Raw genomic sequence first — 17,219 nt, 5'->3', positions numbered from 1 at the left:
TGCTTGGGGGGGGCACTATGCGATCGCGGGGCAAGCCCGCTCATACAGTAGGAGCGGGCTTGCCCCGCGATCAGATCTCAAGGAAAAGCAAAGGGTTGCAGTTGAAACCCTTGCTCATCCACTTCCAGCGCCCAACCCTGGCGGTCCCAGTCCCCCAGCACGATACGCCGCGCCGGTTGGCCCTCGACCACCAGCTTGTGAATCGCCGGTCGATGGGTATGCCCGTGCACCAGGGTGTGCACGCCATATTCGGCCATGATCCGCGGCACTTCGTCCGGGGTCACGTCGATGATGTCGTTGGCTTTCATCCGCGTCTGCGCCCGGCTTTCGCTGCGCAGCTTGCGCGCCAGCTTCTGCCGCGTGCCCAGCGGAAGATGGCGCAGGATCCACAAGCTCACTGGATTGCGCAGGTAACGACGCATCTTCATGTAGCCGATGTCCAGCGTGCACAGGCTGTCGCCATGCATCAGCAACACCGATTCGCCACCCATGCGCACCACGCTGGGGTCGGCCAGCAGGGTGACGCCGGCCGCCTTGCAGAACGCCTCGCCGATCAGGAAGTCGCGGTTGCCGTGCATCAGGAACACCTGCGTGCCGCTGTCGCTCAAGGCGCGCAGGGCCTGGCAGATGCCGGTCTGGAAGGGCGTCATGGCATCGTCGCCGATCCAGGCTTCGAAGAAGTCGCCGAGGATGTACAGCGCCTGGGCGTGCCGGGCGCGGCCATCGAGCAGATCAAGAAACGCCCGGGTAATGTCCGGGCGTTCTTCTTGCAGGTGCAGATCGGAGATCAGCAGTATCACTCAATGATCTCGGCTTTCTCGATGATCACGTCGTCCTTCGGCACGTCCTGGTGGCCGGCCTTGGAACCGGTGCTGACGCCTTCGATCTTGTCAACCACGTCCTGGCCTTCGATCACTTCACCGAACACCGCGTAGCCCCAGCCCTGGACGTTCTTGCCGCTGTGGTTGAGGAAGTCGTTGTTGCTGGCGTTGATGAAGAACTGGGCGGAAGCCGAATGCGGCTCCATGGTACGGGCCATGGCGATGCTGTACTTGGCGTTCTTCAGGCCGTTGTCGGCTTCGTTCTGGATGCTGGCGCGGGTTTTCTTCTGGCTCATGCCTGGCTCGAAGCCGCCGCCCTGGATCATGAAGCCCTTGATCACACGGTGGAACACGGTGTTGTCGTAGTGACCTTCCTTGACGTACTGAACGAAGTTTTCAACGGTTTTCGGCGCTTTTTCGCCGTCCAGTTGCAGGATGATGTCGCCGTGGTTGGTGCTCAGTTTGACTTTGGACATGCTGGAATTCGCTCTTTCAAGGCATTCGGAATAGGGTCGCGCAGGATCGCGATACAAACCTGACGCACAGTCTACAACCGGGGATACGTGGCTCGCGGCAGTTTTTTTGCTTTGACCAGCGAATATCGCGCCAGTTTGTCGGCCCGACGCTGTCGGCAGCTCGACCGCTTCGGCTATGATAAGCGCTTTGATTCAGTCGGCCTACCCAGGCCGTGTACCGGTATTCAAGGAACCTATGAGCAAGCCCACTGCCGACACCGCTCCCAACGCCGCTGCCAAAGGCGCTCCCGTCGTCCCTGCGAACTTCCTGCGCACCATCGTGCAGGCCGACCTCGACGCGGGCAAGCACAGCAGCATCGTCACCCGTTTTCCACCAGAGCCCAACGGTTACCTGCACATCGGCCATGCCAAGTCGATCTGCGTGAACTTCGGCCTGGCCGAGGAGTTCGGTGGAGCCTGTCACCTGCGTTTCGATGACACTAACCCGGCCAAAGAGGACCAGGAGTACATCGACGCCATCCAGAGCGACGTGCAGTGGCTGGGCTTCCAGTGGACCGGCCCGGTGCGCTACGCCTCCGAGTACTTCGACCAGCTGCACGCCTGGGCCGTCGACCTGATCAAGTCGGGCAAGGCCTATGTCTGCGACCTGACCCCGGAGCAGGCCAAGGAATACCGTGGCAGCCTGACCGAGCCGGGCAAGAACAGCCCGTTCCGCGAGCGCAGCGTCGAGGACAACCTGGACCTGTTCGCACGCATGAAGGCCGGCGAGTTCAAGGACGGCGAGCGCGTGCTGCGCGCCAGGATCGACATGGCGTCGCCGAACATGAATATGCGCGACCCGATCCTCTACCGCATCCGCCACGCCCACCACCACCAGACCGGCGACAAATGGTGCATCTACCCCAACTATGACTTCACCCACGGTCAGTCGGACGCCATCGAAGGCATCACCCACTCCATCTGCACCCTGGAGTTCGAAGGCCATCGTCCGCTGTACGAGTGGTTCCTGGACAACCTGCCGGTGCCGGCCAAGCCGCGCCAGTACGAGTTCAGCCGCCTGAACCTGAACTACACCATCACCAGCAAGCGCAAGCTCAAGCAACTGGTGGACGAGCAGCACGTCAGCGGCTGGGACGACCCGCGCATGTCGACCCTGTCGGGCTTCCGTCGCCGTGGCTACACCCCGGCCTCGATCCGCAATTTCTGCGAAATGATCGGCACCAACCGTTCCGACGGCGTGGTCGACATGAACATGCTCGAGTTCAGCATCCGTGACGACCTCGATCGCCACGCACCGCGCGCCATGTGCGTGCTGCGTCCGCTGAAGGTGGTCATCACCAACTACCCTGAAGGCCAGGTCGAGAACCTCGAACTGCCGCGTCACCCCAAGGAAGACATGGGCGTGCGCGTGCTGCCGTTCGCCCGCGAGCTGTACATCGACCGTGACGACTTCATGGAAGAGCCGCCAAAGGGCTACAAGCGCCTGGAGCCCAACGGCGAGGTGCGCCTGCGCGGCAGCTACGTGATCCGTGCCGACGAGGCCATCAAGGACGCCGACGGCAACATCGTCGAACTGCGTTGCTCCTATGACCCCGACACCCTGGGCAAGAACCCCGAGGGTCGCAAGGTCAAGGGCGTGATCCACTGGGTGCCGGCGCAAGACAGCGTGGAGTGCGAAGTGCGCCTGTACGACCGCCTGTTCCGCTCGGCCAACCCCGAGAAGACCGAAGACGGCGGCAGCTTCCTCGACAACATCAATCCCGATTCGCTGCAGGTGCTCACCGGTTGTCGTGCGGAACCTTCGCTGGGCCAGGCCCAACCCGAAGACCGCTTCCAGTTCGAACGCGAAGGCTACTTCTGCGCCGACCTGAAAGACTCCCAGCCGGGTCGCCCGGTATTCAACCGGACCGTGACCCTGCGCGATTCGTGGGGCAGCTGAGGAACGCTCGTGCTTACCATCTACAACACGCTTAGCAAGACCAAGGAAGTATTCAAGCCGCTGGAAGGCAACAAGGTGCGCATGTACGTGTGCGGCATGACCGTGTACGACTTCTGCCACCTGGGCCACGGCCGCAGCATGGTCGCCTTCGACCTGGTCACCCGCTGGCTGCGTTATAGCGGCTACGACCTGACCTACGTGCGCAACATCACCGACATCGATGACAAGATCATCAACCGGGCCAATGAAAACGGCGAGTCGTTCGACGCGCTGACCGCCCGCATGATCGACGCGATGCACGAGGACGAGCGCCGCCTGAACATCCTGCCGCCGGACCAGGAGCCGCGTGCCACCGACCATATCCCTGGCATGCACGCGATGATCCAGACCCTGATCGACAAGGGTTATGCCTACGCGCCGGGCAATGGCGACGTGTACTACCGGGTCGGCAAGTTCGTCGGCTACGGCAAGCTGTCGCGCAAGAAGATCGAAGACCTGCGCATCGGTGCGCGGATCGAGGTCGACGAAGCCAAGCAGGATCCGCTCGATTTCGTCCTGTGGAAGGGCGTCAAGCCGGGCGAGCCGAGCTGGGAATCGCCGTGGGGCCCGGGGCGTCCGGGCTGGCACATCGAGTGCTCGGTGATGTCCACCTGCTGCCTGGGCGAAAGCTTCGACATCCACGGCGGCGGCAACGACCTGGAGTTCCCGCACCACGAGAACGAGATCGCCCAGAGCGAGGCGGCCACCGGCAAGCCGTACGCCAAGTCGTGGATGCACTGCGGCATGATCCGCATCAATGGCGAGAAGATGTCCAAGTCCCTGAACAACTTCTTCACCATTCGCGACGTGCTCGACAAGTATCACCCGGAGGTGGTCCGCTACCTGCTGGTGTCGAGCCACTACCGCAGCTCGATCAACTACTCCGAAGACAGCCTGCGCGAGTCCAAGGGTGCCCTGGAGCGCTTCTACCACGCCCTGCGCGGCTTGCCGCGGGTCGCGGCCAAGGGTGGCGACGAGTACGTCGACCGTTTCAGCCTGGCGATGAACGACGACTTCGGCACCCCCGAAGCCTGCGCCGTGCTGTTCGACCTGGTGCGCGAGATCAACCGCCTGCGCGACAGCGACCCTGAGACCGCCGCCGGCCTTGCCGGTCGTCTGCGTGAGCTGGGCGACCTGCTCGGCGTGCTGCAACTGGACGCCGATGACTTCCTGCGTGCCGGTGCCGAAGGCAAGGTCGACGCGGCCGAGGTCGAAGCATTGATCCAGGCGCGCCTGCAGGCGCGTGCCGACAAGAACTGGGCCGAGTCCGACCGAATCCGCGACCAGATCACCGCCATGGGCGTGGTGCTGGAAGACGGCAAGGGCGGCACGACCTGGCGTCTGGCTGACTGATCGATGTTGACCTGATCGCAGGCTCCGCCAGCTCCCACACCTTGAACTGCACCCCAAAGGTCAAACTTTGGGGGCAGCTCACCCAGCCCTGTGGGAGCTGGCGGAGCCTGCGATGAGGCCCTAACCGACTACCCCGGTGCGACAATGCAGCACCAGCCTCGCCCCACCCAAGTCACTCCCCCCCACCTCAAGCTTGAAGCCATGCAGGTCGACGATCGCCGCAACGATCGACAACCCCAGCCCGAACCCCGAGTGGCGGTGACCTTCCTCGCTGCGATAGAAACGCTTGAGTACCGCACCACGCTCGTCTTCGGGAATGCCCGGCCCGCTGTCTTCCACCTCGATACACACCTCACCGTCGTCGCTGCTGGCGCGCACCCGCACCTGGCCACCGGCCGGGGTGAACTTGATGGCATTGCCCAGCAGATTGGACAGGGCTTCGAACAGCAGCTCACGGTCGCCATTGAGGGCGGGCAGTTGTGCTGGCACCTCTAGGCTCAGGCGAATTTCGCCATCCTCGGCCAGCGGCAGGTAGAAGTCGTGCATCTCCAGCAACAGTGCGCGCGGATCGAGTTCGACAAAGCCGGCGCGACGCTGGCGGTCTTCCAGCTCGCTGATGCGCAGCAAGCCGCGAAAGCGCGCCATCAGGGTGTCGGTCTCGCCAATGGCCTGCTCCAGCGCCTCGGCCTGGGGCGAGTCATCGCCGGCCTGCTGGCGAATCCGGTAGAGCTGGGCGCGCAGGCGGGTCAGCGGGGTGCGCAGGTCATGGGCGATGTTGTCGCAGACGCCCTTGACCTCGTGCATCAGGCGCTCGATACGGTCGAGCATGGCGTTGACGATGGCGGCAAGCATGTCCAGTTCGTCGCGGCGCTGGGACAACGGCAGGCGCCGGGTCAGGTCGCCGGCGACGATCTGCTCGGCGGTGGCCTGGATGGCGCGGATGCGCTTGATCGGCCGCCTTCGCAGCAGGTACCAGCCGGCGATGCCGGGGATGATGGTCAGCGACAGGCCCCAGAGCAGGGCGTGGAGGATGATCCGGGTGACCACGAACAGCGAGCCGTTGTCGCGCACCAGCACCAGCCAGCGGCCGTCGCGGACCTTGATTGCCACGGCGTCGCAGCTGTCGCGCGGCAGGTGCGGGTCGTCGGCGTCCAGGCAGCGCCCCAGTTCGTGGATCTTGCCGTCCAGGCCGAGATCGGCCGGCAACTGGCGGATTTGTCCGCCCAGGGGGTTGAACTGTGCATCGAACAGGCCGTAGGCATCGAAACTGCGTTCTTCGAAGGCTTGGCTGGCGATCAGGGCATCGTCCAGCTGCTTGCCGCTCATGTGCCCGAACAGGTGCTGGCGCTGCAGCAGCGAGTGGCGGGTGAGCTTGTTGAGGTAGCCCGAGACCTCGAAGTACAGCACCCCCATGAGGATGCTGCTCCAGGCCACGAACAGGAAACTGTACAGCGCCAGCAGGCGGCTGGTTGACGAACTCCAGCCCTTAGACGGGTTCGGCAATGGCATAGCCCGAGCCCCGCACGGTCCGAATCAGCGGAGTCTGGCCAGCGGCGTCGATCTTCTTGCGCAAGCGCCCGATGTGCACATCGATCAGGTTGGTACCGGGGTCGAAGTGATAGCCCCAGACTTCCTCGAAGATCATCATCCGGGTGATCACCTGGCCTGCGTGGCGCATGAGGAATTCAAGCAGCTTGTACTCGGTGGGCAGCAGGTTGAGGGTGTGCTCGCCGCGGCGGGCTTCGTGGCTGATCAGGTCCAGCTCAAGGTCGGCGACCTGCAGGCGCGTCTGCGCCAGGGGCACGCTGTTGCGCCGCAGCAGCACTTCGACGCGGGCGGCCATCTCGTCGGAGGCGAACGGCTTGGTCAGGTAGTCGTCGCCACCGGCGCGCAGGCCGCGTACCCGTTCGTCGACATCGGACAGGGCGCTGATCATCAGGATCGGGGTGGCGATCTTCAGGCTGCGCAAGGTGGTGACGATGGTCAGGCCATCGACCTCGGGCAGCATGCGGTCCAGGGTGATCAGGTCGTAGCCGCCGGCAATGGCCTTGGCCAGGCCTTCGCGGCCATTGTTGGCCCAATCCACGTCCAGGCCGTGGCTGGTGAGTTCGGCGACGATTTCCTGGCCGGTGACGGCGTCGTCTTCGATGGTCAGTACGCGGGGCATGCTAGTACCTGGGCGGCGAGTGAAGACCTGATTGTGCCAAAGAATAGGCGGTGCCCGGGTTAAAGAATAATTCATCTAGGGGAGGGGGCCTGCTTTGCAGGCCATCGCCGGCTACGCCGGCTCCCACAGGAGAATTGCCGTTGTGGGAGTCGGCGTAGCCGGCGATGGGCCGCAAGGCGGCCCAGGGTGCTGCAGGTCAGGCGACCTTGAAGATCCAGCCAGCAGGCGCTTCGACGTCACCGCTCTGGATACCGGTCAGCTCGTTGTAGAGCTTCTGGGTAACCGGGCCGACCTTTTCCAGGTCGTGGAACACGTGCAGCTTGCCGTTGTATTCGATGCCGCCGATCGGGGTGATCACCGCCGCGGTACCGCAGGCGCCGGCTTCGATGAAGCGGTCGAGCTTGTTGATCTCGACGTCGCCCTCGATCACGGTCAGGCCCAGGCGCGATTGCGCCAGTTCCATCAGCGACAGGCGGGTGATGCCCGGCAGCACGGAGGCCGATTTCGGCGTCACGAACTCGTTGTTGGCGGTGATGCCGAAGAAGTTGGCCGAACCGACTTCCTCGATCTTGGTGTGGGTCAGCGGGTCCAGGTAGATGGCATCGGCGAAGTGGGCTTTCTTGGCCTCGGCGCCCGGCTGCAGGCTGGCGGCGTAGTTGCCACCGACCTTGGCCGCACCGGTGCCTTGCGGGGCAGCACGGTCGAAGCTGGAGATCTGGAAGTTGTGCGGCTTCATGCCGCCCTTGAAGTACGAGCCGACCGGAATGGCGAAGATCGAGAAGATGAACTCGGGGGCGGTGCGCACGCCGATGTTGTCACCGGTGCCGATCACGAACGGACGCAGGTACAGGGCACCCTTGCCGTGCGGCGGTACGAAGCGCTCGTTGGCCTTGACCACTTGCTTGCAGGCCTCGATGAACACATCGGTCGGCACTTGCGGCATCAGCAGGCGGGCGCAGCTGCGCTGCATGCGGGCGGCGTTCTGGTCAGGGCGGAACAGGTTGATCGAGCCGTCCTTGCAGCGGTAGGCCTTCAGGCCCTCGAAGCACTGCTGGCCATAGTGCAGGGCGGTGGAGCCTTCACTGATGTGCAGCACGTTGTCTTCGGTCAGGGTGCCCTTGTCCCACTCGCCGTTGCGCCATACGGACAGGTAGCGCTTGTCGGTCTTGATGTAGTCGAAGCCCAGCTTGTCCCAGTTAATGCTTTCGTTACTCATGGCACCCTCGAATCGATTTGCATTTGCCTGATCGCTCAGGCGTCTTTTATTGCGCACGCAGCCACGATAATACATCCCGTGCGGATCGGGAACGCCCAGTCATAGATTGGACCTTGGTCGCAGGTGAAAATCTTCAATTAGACAGCTCGCGCAGCAGAATCAGTCGCGCACCGAAGCCGATCAGCAGGGTGCCGAACAGGCGATTCTGCAATTTCTGTTTCCACGGGCTTTGCGCCAGCCAGCGACCCAGGCGGTCGCCGCTCAAGGCGTAGAAGCTGTCGAAGACCAGCCCGGTGATCACCAGCACGGCGCCGAGAATGGCAAACTGCTGGCCGATCGATCCGGCCTCCTGGCTGACGAACTGTGGCAGCAGTACCGAGCAGAACAACAATGCCTTGGGATTGAGCAGGTTGGTCAGCAGCCCCTTCTTCAGTGCCGTCGCCCAGTGCCCGCGCTGGCGTGCGACGCCGCTGCCGCCCGGCAGCGGCCCGACCGGCGCGCACAACAGTTGCCAGCCCATCCAGGCCAGGTAAAGGCCCCCGGCGACACTGAGCACCTCGAATGCCCAGGGGTGCATGCGCAGCAGGGCGGCCAGGCCCAGGGCTGCCAGGGTGACATGGGCGGCGCGCGCCAGGGCCAGGCCCAGGGCGGTCACCAGGGCCTGGCGACGGCCTTGGCTGGCGCCGGTGTTGAGCAGCAGGAACATATCGGGCCCGGGCACCAGGTAGACCACCAGCAGGGCGGCGCAAAACAGGCTGTATTGAGTCATCTGGCACTCTCCGGTGATGAACGGGCTGGAGAAAATTCTAAGTCCGAAGGGGCTGGCAGGTGCTTGCGATTGTTGCGTCTTTACCGGGTCAGATTGATATAAAATGCCAAGGTCAATAATGGAATATTAAGATCATGCCAAAAATCACCCTGGACGCTTTTGACCGCAAGATTCTCGATGCCCTGCAGCGCAACGCGCGCCTGAGCAACGTCGAACTGGCCGAACTGATCGGCCTGTCACCTTCGCCATGCCTGCGGCGGGTACGCCTGCTGGAAGAGGCAGGCCTGATCAAGGGCTACGCCGCCCAGCTGGATCGCGATGAAGTGGGGCTGGGGCTGACGGTGTTCGTCGGGGTCAAGGTCGAGCGCCACCATGAACCGGCGGCCCAGGCGTTCCAGCAGGCGGTACTGGCCTTGCCGCAAGTGATTGCCGCGCACCTGGTGTCGGGCGAGTCGGATTTCCTGTTGCAGGTGGTGGTGCCGGACCTGCGCAGCTATGAGCGCTTCCTGATCGATACCCTGCTCAAGCTGCCGGGTGTCAGCGATATCCGCAGCAACTTCGCCATCCAGACGGTCAAGCCCCATGGGCCTTTGCCCTTGGGGCATCTTGGGGCGAGTTAATGCTGGACAGACCTGTAAAGCAGGCGCACCATGATCTCAATACGTTTTGCTTGCTGACCTCGGACCGTACCGTTACCACCGCCAATCGCGACGCAGGTACGAGAGCCTCATTAACAGGCAGCAAGTAAATCAAGGCCCTGTCGCAATGGACGGGGCCTTGTCATTTCAGGGCTCAGTCTTCGATCTGCTGGCAGAAGCGCAGGCGGTTGCCGAACGGATCGGCAATCTCCATCTGCAGGCCCCAGCCCACATTCACCGCCGACGGGCGGGAATACCCATAGTTTTTGTCTACCAACTCACGCTGCAGCGCTTTGATGTCCTCGACCCGGGCAAACACCGTCGAGCCCGGCGTGGCATCGCCATGGTGCTCGCTCAGGTGCAGGATCAGGCCGTCGCGGTGGATCTGTGCGTACAGCGGTAGGGCGGGCTCGAAACGGTGTTCCCAGTCGAGGGTGAAACCGAGGAAGTCCAGGTAGAACTCCTTGGCCTTTTCCACTGAAAAGATGCGCAGGACCGGGATGGCGGGGGCTAGCTGCATGGCGATACTCACTTCAGGTGACGGACTGGAATGACCCTCAGCATAAACAATTCTTGTTTACGCGACCTCTGTGGGAGCGGGCTTGCCCCGCGATCGCAACACCTCGAACCCGCGCCTCTGTTGCTTTCAAACCGCAGGCAAGGGAGCATTGTGCCCAATGCGTGAGCCTTGTCGCCTCACAGCAGTACACGAGATCCGATATGAACAACCGCAACAACCAACAACAACCGGTGCCAACAGCATGATCGAAGTTACCGAGGTTTCCATTGCCGAGCTGCGTGCCGCGCTCGAATCCGGGGCCACCACAGCGGTCGAGCTGGTCAACGCCTACCTTGCGCGCATCGACGCCTACGACGGCGCCGATACCGCCACCGCCCTCAACGCCGTGGTAGTGCGCAACCCCGAGGCGCTCGAAGAAGCCCGCGCCTCCGATGCCCGTCGGGCCGCAGGCAAGGTCCTGGGCCCGCTTGACGGCATCCCTTACACCGCCAAGGACAGCTACCTGGTCAAGGGCCTGACCGCCGCCTCCGGCAGCCCGGCCTTTGCCGAGCTGGTGGCCTACCGCGACGCTTTCACCATCGAGCGGTTGCGCGCCGCCGGTGCCATCTGCCTGGGCAAGACCAACATGCCGCCGATGGCCAATGGCGGCATGCAGCGTGGCGTCTATGGCCGGGCCGAGAGCCCGTACAACGCCGAGTACCTGACCGCGCCATTCGCCTCGGGCTCCTCCAACGGTGCCGGCACGGCCACAGCGGCCAGCTTTTCGGCCTTTGGCCTGGCCGAAGAAACCTGGTCGAGCGGCCGTGGCCCGGCGTCCAATAATGGCCTGTGCGCCTACACGCCTTCGCGCGGGGTGATCTCGGTGCGTGGCAACTGGCCGCTGACGCCGACCATGGACGTGGTGGTGCCGTTCGCCCGGACCATGGCCGACCTGCTCGAAGTGCTCGATGTGGTGGTCGCCACCGACCCCGACACCCGTGGCGATCTCTGGCGCCTGCAGTCCTGGGTGCCGATCCCGAGTGTCGAATCGGTGCGTCCGGCCTCCTACCTGGAGCTGGCGGTCAAAGCCGACTCCCTGGCGGGCAAGCGCTTCGGCATTCCGCGCATGTACATCAATGCCGATCCTGAAGCCGGCACCAGCGAAGCCCCGGGCATCGGCGGTCCGACCGGCCAGCGCATCAACACCCGCGCCTCGGTGATCGACCTCTGGGAGCAGGCACGCAAGGCGCTGCAAGCGGCGGGCGCCGAAGTGATCGACGTCGACTTCCCGCTGGTGTCCAACTGCGAGGGCGATCGCCCGGGCGCGCCGACCGTGTTCAACCGCGGCCTGGTGTCCAAGGACTTCCTCCACCACGAACTGTGGGACCTGACTGCCTGGGCCTTCGATGACTTCCTCCAGGCCAACGGTGATCCGAAGTTGCACCGCCTGGTCGATGTCGACGGCCCGCAGATCTTCCCCCACGATCCGGGCACGCTGCCCAACCGCGAAGGCGACCTGGCCGCGGGCATGGACGAGTACGTGAAGATGGCCGAACGCGGCATCACCCCCTGGGACCAGATCAGCACCGTGCCCGATGGCCTGCGCGGCCTTGAGCAAACCCGCAAGATCGACCTCGAAGACTGGATGGACCGCCTGCAACTCGATGCCGTGCTGTTCCCCACCGTCGCCGACGTCGCCCCGGCCGACGCCGACGTCAACCCGGCGTCGGCGGATATCGCCTGGAGCAATGGTATCTGGGTCGCCAACGGCAACCTCGCCATCCGCCACTTGGGCGTGCCGACCGTGACAGTGCCCATGGGCGTGATGGCCGACATCGGCATGCCGGTCGGTCTGACCTTCGCTGGCCGTGCCTATGACGACTCGGCGTTGCTGCGCTTTGCCGCAGCGTTCGAATCGACCGGCAGCAAGCGGATGATCCCGCCGCGTACACCGCCATTGAAGGCAGGCCACTAAGTGCCGGGCGGGGTCGGGGCGCTGGCCTGCCGACCCCGCTCGCGAACAAAGGGAGTTGAAGATGAACATCGAGAAAATCCAGGGGCGCCTGGCATTTCTGCGTGAGGCCGAGCAACTCAAGAGCGTGCTGCGCAGCGCGCACACCTCGACAGGGCGGCCGGAGAGCACGGCGGAACACACCTGGCGCCTGTGCCTGATGGCAATCGCCTTTGCCGACGAGCTGGCCGATCTCGACCTGCTCAAGGTCCTCAAGATCTGCGTCATTCACGATCTGGGCGAAGCCATCCACGGTGATATTCCAGCGGTCAGCAAGGCGGCGTTTCCCGACAAGAGCGAGCAGGAGCGCAACGACCTGCTGCACCTGACCCGCACCCTGGACGAGCCGCTGCGCACCGAGATCATGGCGCTCTGGGAGGACTACGAGCTGGCGATATCCCGCGAGGCGAGGGCGGTCAAGGCCCTGGACAAGCTGGAGACCCTGCTGCAACACAACCAGGGGTTGAACCCCGAGGATTTCGACTACGGCTTCAACCTGGGCTATGGCAAGAAACAGACCGATGCCGCGCCCTTGTTCAAAGCCATACGTAGCCTTATCGACCAGGACACACGGGCGAAGATCACCATGAACATCAGTATTCGCAACGAACAGGCCGGGGATATCGACGGCATTGCCCGGCTCACGGAAGCGGCATTTCGCAACGCGGAGCATTCCAGTCACACCGAGCAATTCATCGTCGATGCCTTGCGCCGCCACCAGCAATTGAGCGTGTCGAAAGTGGCGCTGGCGGGCGACACCCTCGTTGGCCATGTGGCGGTTTCTCCGGTCGAGCTGTCGAACGGGGCTACCGGCTGGTATGGCCTGGGACCGATCTCGGTGGCGCCGGATCGCCAGGGGCAGGGCATTGGCTCGTTACTGATGAAGGCTGCCCTGGCTGAGCTCCGGGAACTGGGCGCCGCAGGGTGCGTGCTGCTGGGTGATCCGGGCTACTACGGGCGCTTCGGTTTCAAGGCAGGTACCGGCCTGGAGCTGCCGGGCGTGCCGGCGGAGTACTTCCAGGCGCTGTCCTTTGCCGGTGAGCTGCCCGCGGCAGTGGTGAGTTACCACCCGGCATTCAACGCCACCGCCTGACCTGGTAGGAGCGGGCTTGCCCCGCGATGGCGGTTTGCCTGTCACCTCGCACCGCGGGGCAAGTCGAGTCGTCGTACCGCCGCTCCTACAGTTGCCCATCCAGCAGCCAGCTCCTGAACGCCTGCAACGCCGGCAACGCCTGGTTGCGCGGCGGATACACCAGGTAATAGCTGCGGGCGCTGGCATAGGGCAGGGTGGGGCTGGTCAGTTCACCGCTGGCCAGTTCCTCGGTGATCAGGATGCGCGGCACCAGGCCGATGCCGATGTCGGCGCGCACGGCCTGGATCAGGTGCGAGGTCAGTTCGAAGCTCGGCCCCAGGCGCATGGCCTGGTGCGCCAGGCCGTGGTGGGTGAACCAGTCGCCCCAGGCGTTGGGGTTGTTGGCGACGCTGAGGAGCGTCTGCTGGCTGATGTCCTCTGGGCTCCAGCTGGAACGGCTGGCCGCCAGGGTCGGCGAGAGGATCACCATCAGCTCTTCGGCGTGCAGGCGATGGCAGACCAGGCCCGGCAGGTCGCTGGTGGCGACCACGATGGCGGCGTCGATGCCGCTGGTGGCGAAGTCCACCGGTTCGATCCGTGAATTGATATGCACCAGCACTTCAGGGTGGCTGCGGTAGAACTCGTGCAGGCGTGGCAAAAGCCATTTCGAACCGAAGGTCGGCAGGGTGGCCAGGCGCAGGCTGCCGCCACCGGCCTGGTGGGCGATGGCGTGCAGGGTGGCGCTGCGTACCCGCCCCAGGGCCTCGCTGATCTCGCGCTGGTACAGGCGCCCGACGTCGGTCAGCTTGACCGTGCGCCCCTCGCGACGAAACAGTGTCACGCCCAGTTGCTCCTCCAGTGCCTGGACCTGGCGGCTGACCGCGCTCTGGGTCAGTGACAGCTCCACGGCGGCGCGGGTATAGCTTTCATGCCGGGCGGCGGCTTCAAATGCCAGCAACAGGGACATGGACGGGGTGAGGTTGCGGTAATTCATTCGTAAAAGTCATCAAAGGCGGCGGGAATATCCGTTTGTGCCGGGCGCCAGGCTGCGGGATCATTGCATCATCCACCAGTAGACGGTGTGCTGACCATACCGTTTGCGCAAGTATTCCTGATTAGCCTGACATACATGAGGCCATCCCCCGATGATCGCCCGACTGACCGGCACCGCACCGGCCACTCTCTACCCTGATTTCCTCCAAGCCCTGCGCAGCGCCGGTTTCCGTGGCCAGCTCAGCGCCGACTATGCCACCCGCACCGTGCTGGCCACCGACAACTCCATCTACCAGCGCCTGCCCCAGGCCGCCGTGTTTCCGATGGATGCCGAAGACGTGGCACGCATCGCCACGCTGATGGCCGAGCCGCGCTTCAAGGACGTCAAACTGACGCCCCGTGGCGGCGGCACCGGCACCAACGGCCAGTCGCTGACCGACGGTATCGTCGTTGACCTGTCGCGGCACATGAACACCATCCTCGAGATCAATGTCGAGGAGCGTTGGGTTCGGGTCCAGGCCGGGGTGGTCAAGGACCAGCTCAACGCCGCGCTCAAGCCCCACGGCCTGTTCTTCGCCCCGGAGCTGTCCACCTCCAACCGCGCCACCGTCGGCGGCATGATCAATACCGACGCCAGCGGCCAGGGCAGCTGCACCTACGGCAAGACTCGCGACCACGTGCTGGAGCTGTCCAGCGTGCTGCTCGGCGGCCAGCGCCTGGACACCCGGCCACTGAGCGATGCCGAGCTGGACCAGGCCTGCGCCGAACCCGGCCGCGCCGGCGAGGTGTACCGCACCGCGCGGCAGATCCAGGAAACCCAGGCCGAGCTGATCGAGCGGATCTTCCCCAAGCTCAACCGCTGCCTGACCGGCTACGACCTGGCGCACCTGCGCGACGAGCAGGGCCGCTTCAACCTCAACAGCGTGCTGTGTGGTGCTGAGGGCTCGCTGGGCTATGTGGTCGAGGCCAAGCTCAACGTGCTGCCGATTCCCAAGTACGCCGTGCTGGTCAACGTGCGTTACACCAGCTTCATGGACGCCCTGCGCGATGCCAATGCGCTGATGGCGCACAAGCCGCTGTCGATCGAGACGGTGGACTCCAAGGTGCTGATGCTGGCGATGAAAGACATCGTCTGGCACAGCGTCGCCGAATACTTCCCCGCCGACGCCGAGCGTCCGACCCTGGGTATCAACCTGGTGGAGTTCTGCGGCGATGATCCGGCCGAAGTGAATGCGCGGGTGCACGACTTCGTCGCTCACCTGCAGGCCGACACCAGCGTCGAACGCCTGGGCCATACCCTGGCCGAAGGCGCCGAGGCGGTGACCCGGGTCTACACCATGCGCAAGCGCTCGGTGGGCCTGCTGGGCAACGTCGAAGGCGAAGTGCGACCGCAGCCGTTCGTGGAAGACACCGCGGTGCCGCCGGAGCAACTGGCCGACTACATCGCCGAATTCCGCGCCCTGCTCGACAGCCATGGCCTGGCCTACGGTATGTTCGGTCACGTCGATGCCGGCGTGCTCCACGTGCGCCCGGCCCTGGACATGAAAGACCCGGCCCAGGCGGCGCTGGTCAAGCCGATCTCCGATGCCGTGGCGGCTCTGACCCACAAGTACGGCGGCCTGCTCTGGGGCGAGCACGGCAAGGGCCTGCGTTCGGAATACGTGCCGGACTTCTTCGGTGAGCTTTATCCATCGCTGCAGGCGCTCAAGGGTGCCTTCGACCCGCACAACCAGCTCAACCCCGGCAAGATCTGCACCCCGCCGGACAGCGCCCAGGGCCTGATCAAGGTCAACGAAGCGCCGATGCGTGGCGACTATGACCGGCAGATCGACGAGCGCGTGTGGCAGAGCTTCGGCAGCGCCGTGCACTGCAACGGCAACGGCGCCTGCTACAACTACGACCCCAACGACGCCATGTGCCCGTCGTGGAAAGCCACCCGCGAACGCCAGCACTCGCCCAAGGGCCGTGCCTCGTTGATCCGTGAGTGGCTGCGCCTGCAGGGCGCGGCCAACATCGACGTGCTGGCTGCCGCCAAGGGCAAGACCGCCTGGCTCAAGGGCCTGCCGGCGCGCCTGCGCAACAACCTGGCCCGCGACAAGGGTGAGGCCGACTTTTCCCATGAGGTCTACGACGCCATGGCCGGCTGCCTGGCGTGCAAATCCTGCGCGGGCCAGTGCCCGATCAAGGTCAACGTACCGGAATTCCGTTCGCGCTTCCTCGAGCTCTACCACGGGCGCTACCAGCGGCCACTGCGTGACTACCTGATCGGCTCGCTGGAATTCACCATTCCTTACCTGGCCCATGCCCCGGGCCTGTACAACGCGGTGATGGGATCGAAGTGGGTGGGCCAGCTGCTGGAACGCCATATCGGCATGCTCGACAGCCCCTTGATCAGCCGCTACAACCTTCAGGCCACGCTGACCCGCTGCAACGTGCGGGTGGCCAGCATCCCGGCCCTGCGCGAACTCACCCCGGCCCAGCGCGAGCGCAGCATCGTGCTGGTCCAGGATGCCTTTACCCGCTACTTCGAAACCCCGGTGCTGGCGGCGTTCATCGACCTGGTCCATCGCCTCGGCCACCGCGTGTACCTGGCGCCGTACAGTGCCAACGGCAAGCCCTTGCACGTGCAAGGCTTCCTCGGCGCCTTCAACAAGGCGGCGATCCGCAACGCCCGCCAGCTCAGCGCCCTGGCCGACTGCGGCGTGCCGCTGGTGGGCCTGGACCCGGCCATGACCCTGGTCTACCGCCAGGAATACCAGAAGGTGCCGGGCCTGGGCGACTGCCCGAAAGTGGCGCTGCCCCAGGAATGGCTGATGGACGTACTGCCCGAACAGCCGGCCCGCAAGCCGGCCAGCTACCGCCTGATGGCCCACTGCACCGAGAAGACCAACGTCCCGGCCAGCACCCGCCAGTGGGAACAGGTGTTCGCCCGCCTGGGCCTGAAGCTGGTCACCGAGGCCACCGGTTGCTGCGGCATGTCCGGCACCTACGGCCACGAAGCGCGCAACCAGGACACCTCGAAAGTGATCTTCGAACAGTCCTGGGCCGGCAAGCTGGACAAGGAAGGTGAAGCGCTGGCCACCGGCTACTCGTGCCGTAGCCAGGTCAAGCGCCAGGCCGACCGCACCTTGCGTCACCCGCTGGAGGCGCTCTTGCAGCACCTGTAGGAGCGGCGGTGCGACGACTCGACTTGCCCCGCGATGCGATGTGACTGACACACCGCAAT

The 17,219-nt window shown here is 64.5% G+C and carries 14 protein-coding genes and 1 pseudogene; 7 read left to right on the top strand and 8 right to left on the bottom strand.

The genetic code is table 11. From position 1 onward, the window contains the following. Positions 1–77 precede the first annotated feature (77 nt). On the bottom strand, positions 78–800 hold the full coding sequence (locus M2D63_RS23945; RefSeq protein ID WP_285865545.1) for a UDP-2,3-diacylglucosamine diphosphatase: 723 nt from the start codon (positions 798–800) through the stop codon (positions 78–80). Continuing rightward, entirely contained in the window at positions 797–1,297 is a 501-nt protein-coding gene (locus M2D63_RS23940) for a peptidylprolyl isomerase (RefSeq protein ID WP_285865544.1), read from the bottom strand. The genes M2D63_RS23945 and M2D63_RS23940 overlap by 4 nt, the downstream gene beginning before the upstream one ends. A gap of 235 nt (positions 1,298–1,532) precedes the next feature. Between M2D63_RS23940 and M2D63_RS23935 the strand changes: the two genes are divergently transcribed. Together M2D63_RS23935 and cysS are read left to right on the top strand one after the other, a co-directional pair. Next, positions 1,533–3,236 (top strand): glutamine--tRNA ligase/YqeY domain fusion protein, encoded by a 1,704-nt coding sequence (locus tag M2D63_RS23935; RefSeq protein ID WP_285865543.1) that lies wholly within the window; start codon positions 1,533–1,535, stop codon positions 3,234–3,236. A gap of 9 nt (positions 3,237–3,245) precedes the next feature. Next, positions 3,246–4,628 carry a cysteine--tRNA ligase gene (cysS, locus tag M2D63_RS23930; protein ID WP_285865542.1) on the top strand — a complete coding sequence of 461 codons (1,383 nt, stop codon included), beginning with the start codon at positions 3,246–3,248 and terminating at the stop codon, positions 4,626–4,628. Positions 4,629–4,748: 120 nt separating this feature from the next. On the opposite strand, the gene M2D63_RS23925 is transcribed toward cysS, so the two are convergent. From M2D63_RS23925 to M2D63_RS23910, 4 genes are all read right to left on the bottom strand, one after another. Further along, positions 4,749–6,137, bottom strand: coding sequence for a HAMP domain-containing sensor histidine kinase (locus tag M2D63_RS23925; RefSeq protein WP_285865541.1), 1,389 nt, complete (start codon positions 6,135–6,137; stop codon positions 4,749–4,751). Then, the gene (locus M2D63_RS23920; protein ID WP_285865540.1) at positions 6,115–6,795 is read right to left on the bottom strand and encodes a response regulator transcription factor; all 681 of its coding nucleotides are present in this window, start codon (positions 6,793–6,795) and stop codon (positions 6,115–6,117) included. The genes M2D63_RS23925 and M2D63_RS23920 overlap by 23 nt, the downstream gene beginning before the upstream one ends. A 196-nt stretch (positions 6,796–6,991) precedes the next feature. Further along, positions 6,992–8,011, bottom strand: a complete 1,020-nt coding sequence (locus tag M2D63_RS23915; RefSeq protein ID WP_285865539.1) for a branched-chain amino acid aminotransferase — start codon at positions 8,009–8,011, stop codon at positions 6,992–6,994. A 133-nt stretch (positions 8,012–8,144) separates the two neighbouring features. Continuing rightward, positions 8,145–8,780 carry a LysE family translocator gene (locus M2D63_RS23910; protein ID WP_285865538.1) on the bottom strand — a complete coding sequence of 212 codons (636 nt, stop codon included), beginning with the start codon at positions 8,778–8,780 and terminating at the stop codon, positions 8,145–8,147. 143 nt (positions 8,781–8,923) lie between these two features. Between M2D63_RS23910 and M2D63_RS23905 the strand changes: the two genes are divergently transcribed. Continuing rightward, positions 8,924–9,400 (top strand): Lrp/AsnC family transcriptional regulator, encoded by a 477-nt coding sequence (locus M2D63_RS23905; RefSeq protein ID WP_285865547.1) that lies wholly within the window; start codon positions 8,924–8,926, stop codon positions 9,398–9,400. Positions 9,401–9,572: 172 nt separating this feature from the next. On the opposite strand, the gene M2D63_RS23900 is transcribed toward M2D63_RS23905, so the two are convergent. Continuing rightward, complete coding sequence (locus M2D63_RS23900) at positions 9,573–9,938, bottom strand: glyoxalase superfamily protein (RefSeq protein WP_285865537.1); 366 nt, start codon at positions 9,936–9,938, stop codon at positions 9,573–9,575. A 241-nt stretch (positions 9,939–10,179) separates the two neighbouring features. On the opposite strand from M2D63_RS23900, the gene M2D63_RS23895 reads away from it, so the two are divergent. The 3 genes and pseudogenes from M2D63_RS23895 (at position 10,180) to M2D63_RS23885 (ending at position 13,021) form a co-directional block, all read left to right on the top strand. Beyond that, on the top strand, positions 10,180–11,892 hold the full coding sequence (locus M2D63_RS23895) for an amidase (protein ID WP_285865536.1): 1,713 nt from the start codon (positions 10,180–10,182) through the stop codon (positions 11,890–11,892). A 61-nt stretch (positions 11,893–11,953) separates the two neighbouring features. After that, a pseudogene (locus M2D63_RS23890) lies at positions 11,954–12,511 on the top strand (HD domain-containing protein); the annotation flags it as partial. Positions 12,512–12,514: 3 nt separating this feature from the next. Further along, a complete protein-coding gene (locus M2D63_RS23885; RefSeq protein WP_285865546.1) occupies positions 12,515–13,021 on the top strand; it encodes a GNAT family N-acetyltransferase in 507 nt (168 codons plus the stop codon). Positions 13,022–13,106: 85 nt separating this feature from the next. On the opposite strand, the gene M2D63_RS23880 is transcribed toward M2D63_RS23885, so the two are convergent. Further along, a complete protein-coding gene (locus M2D63_RS23880; RefSeq protein ID WP_285865535.1) occupies positions 13,107–13,994 on the bottom strand; it encodes a LysR substrate-binding domain-containing protein in 888 nt (295 codons plus the stop codon). A 151-nt stretch (positions 13,995–14,145) separates the two neighbouring features. On the opposite strand from M2D63_RS23880, the gene M2D63_RS23875 reads away from it, so the two are divergent. After that, complete coding sequence (locus tag M2D63_RS23875; RefSeq protein ID WP_285865534.1) at positions 14,146–17,160, top strand: FAD-binding and (Fe-S)-binding domain-containing protein; 3,015 nt, start codon at positions 14,146–14,148, stop codon at positions 17,158–17,160. Positions 17,161–17,219: the final 59 nt, after the last annotated feature.

This window comes from Pseudomonas sp. BJa5 (assembly GCF_030272875.2).
Classification (GTDB): Bacteria; Pseudomonadota; Gammaproteobacteria; order Pseudomonadales; family Pseudomonadaceae; genus Aquipseudomonas.
Note: the sequence above shows the minus strand (reverse complement) of the source record. Positions and strands in the feature narration are given on the sequence as shown.

What these genes read in the sequence shown, in the direction of transcription:
- M2D63_RS23940 (WP_285865544.1), bottom strand. Translation starts at nt 1,297, where the DNA reads ATGTCCAAAGTCAAACTGAGCACCAACCACGGCGACATCATCCTGCAA.
- M2D63_RS23935 (WP_285865543.1), top strand. Translation starts at nt 1,533, where the DNA reads ATGAGCAAGCCCACTGCCGACACCGCTCCCAACGCCGCTGCCAAAGGC.
- M2D63_RS23925 (WP_285865541.1), bottom strand. Translation starts at nt 6,137, where the DNA reads ATGCCATTGCCGAACCCGTCTAAGGGCTGGAGTTCGTCAACCAGCCGC.
- M2D63_RS23920 (WP_285865540.1), bottom strand. Translation starts at nt 6,795, where the DNA reads ATGCCCCGCGTACTGACCATCGAAGACGACGCCGTCACCGGCCAGGAA.
- M2D63_RS23915 (WP_285865539.1), bottom strand. Translation starts at nt 8,011, where the DNA reads ATGAGTAACGAAAGCATTAACTGGGACAAGCTGGGCTTCGACTACATC.
- M2D63_RS23910 (WP_285865538.1), bottom strand. Translation starts at nt 8,780, where the DNA reads ATGACTCAATACAGCCTGTTTTGCGCCGCCCTGCTGGTGGTCTACCTG.
- M2D63_RS23900 (WP_285865537.1), bottom strand. Translation starts at nt 9,938, where the DNA reads ATGCAGCTAGCCCCCGCCATCCCGGTCCTGCGCATCTTTTCAGTGGAA.
- M2D63_RS23895 (WP_285865536.1), top strand. Translation starts at nt 10,180, where the DNA reads ATGATCGAAGTTACCGAGGTTTCCATTGCCGAGCTGCGTGCCGCGCTC.
- M2D63_RS23885 (WP_285865546.1), top strand. Translation starts at nt 12,515, where the DNA reads ATGAACATCAGTATTCGCAACGAACAGGCCGGGGATATCGACGGCATT.
- M2D63_RS23880 (WP_285865535.1), bottom strand. Translation starts at nt 13,994, where the DNA reads ATGAATTACCGCAACCTCACCCCGTCCATGTCCCTGTTGCTGGCATTT.
- M2D63_RS23875 (WP_285865534.1), top strand. Translation starts at nt 14,146, where the DNA reads ATGATCGCCCGACTGACCGGCACCGCACCGGCCACTCTCTACCCTGAT.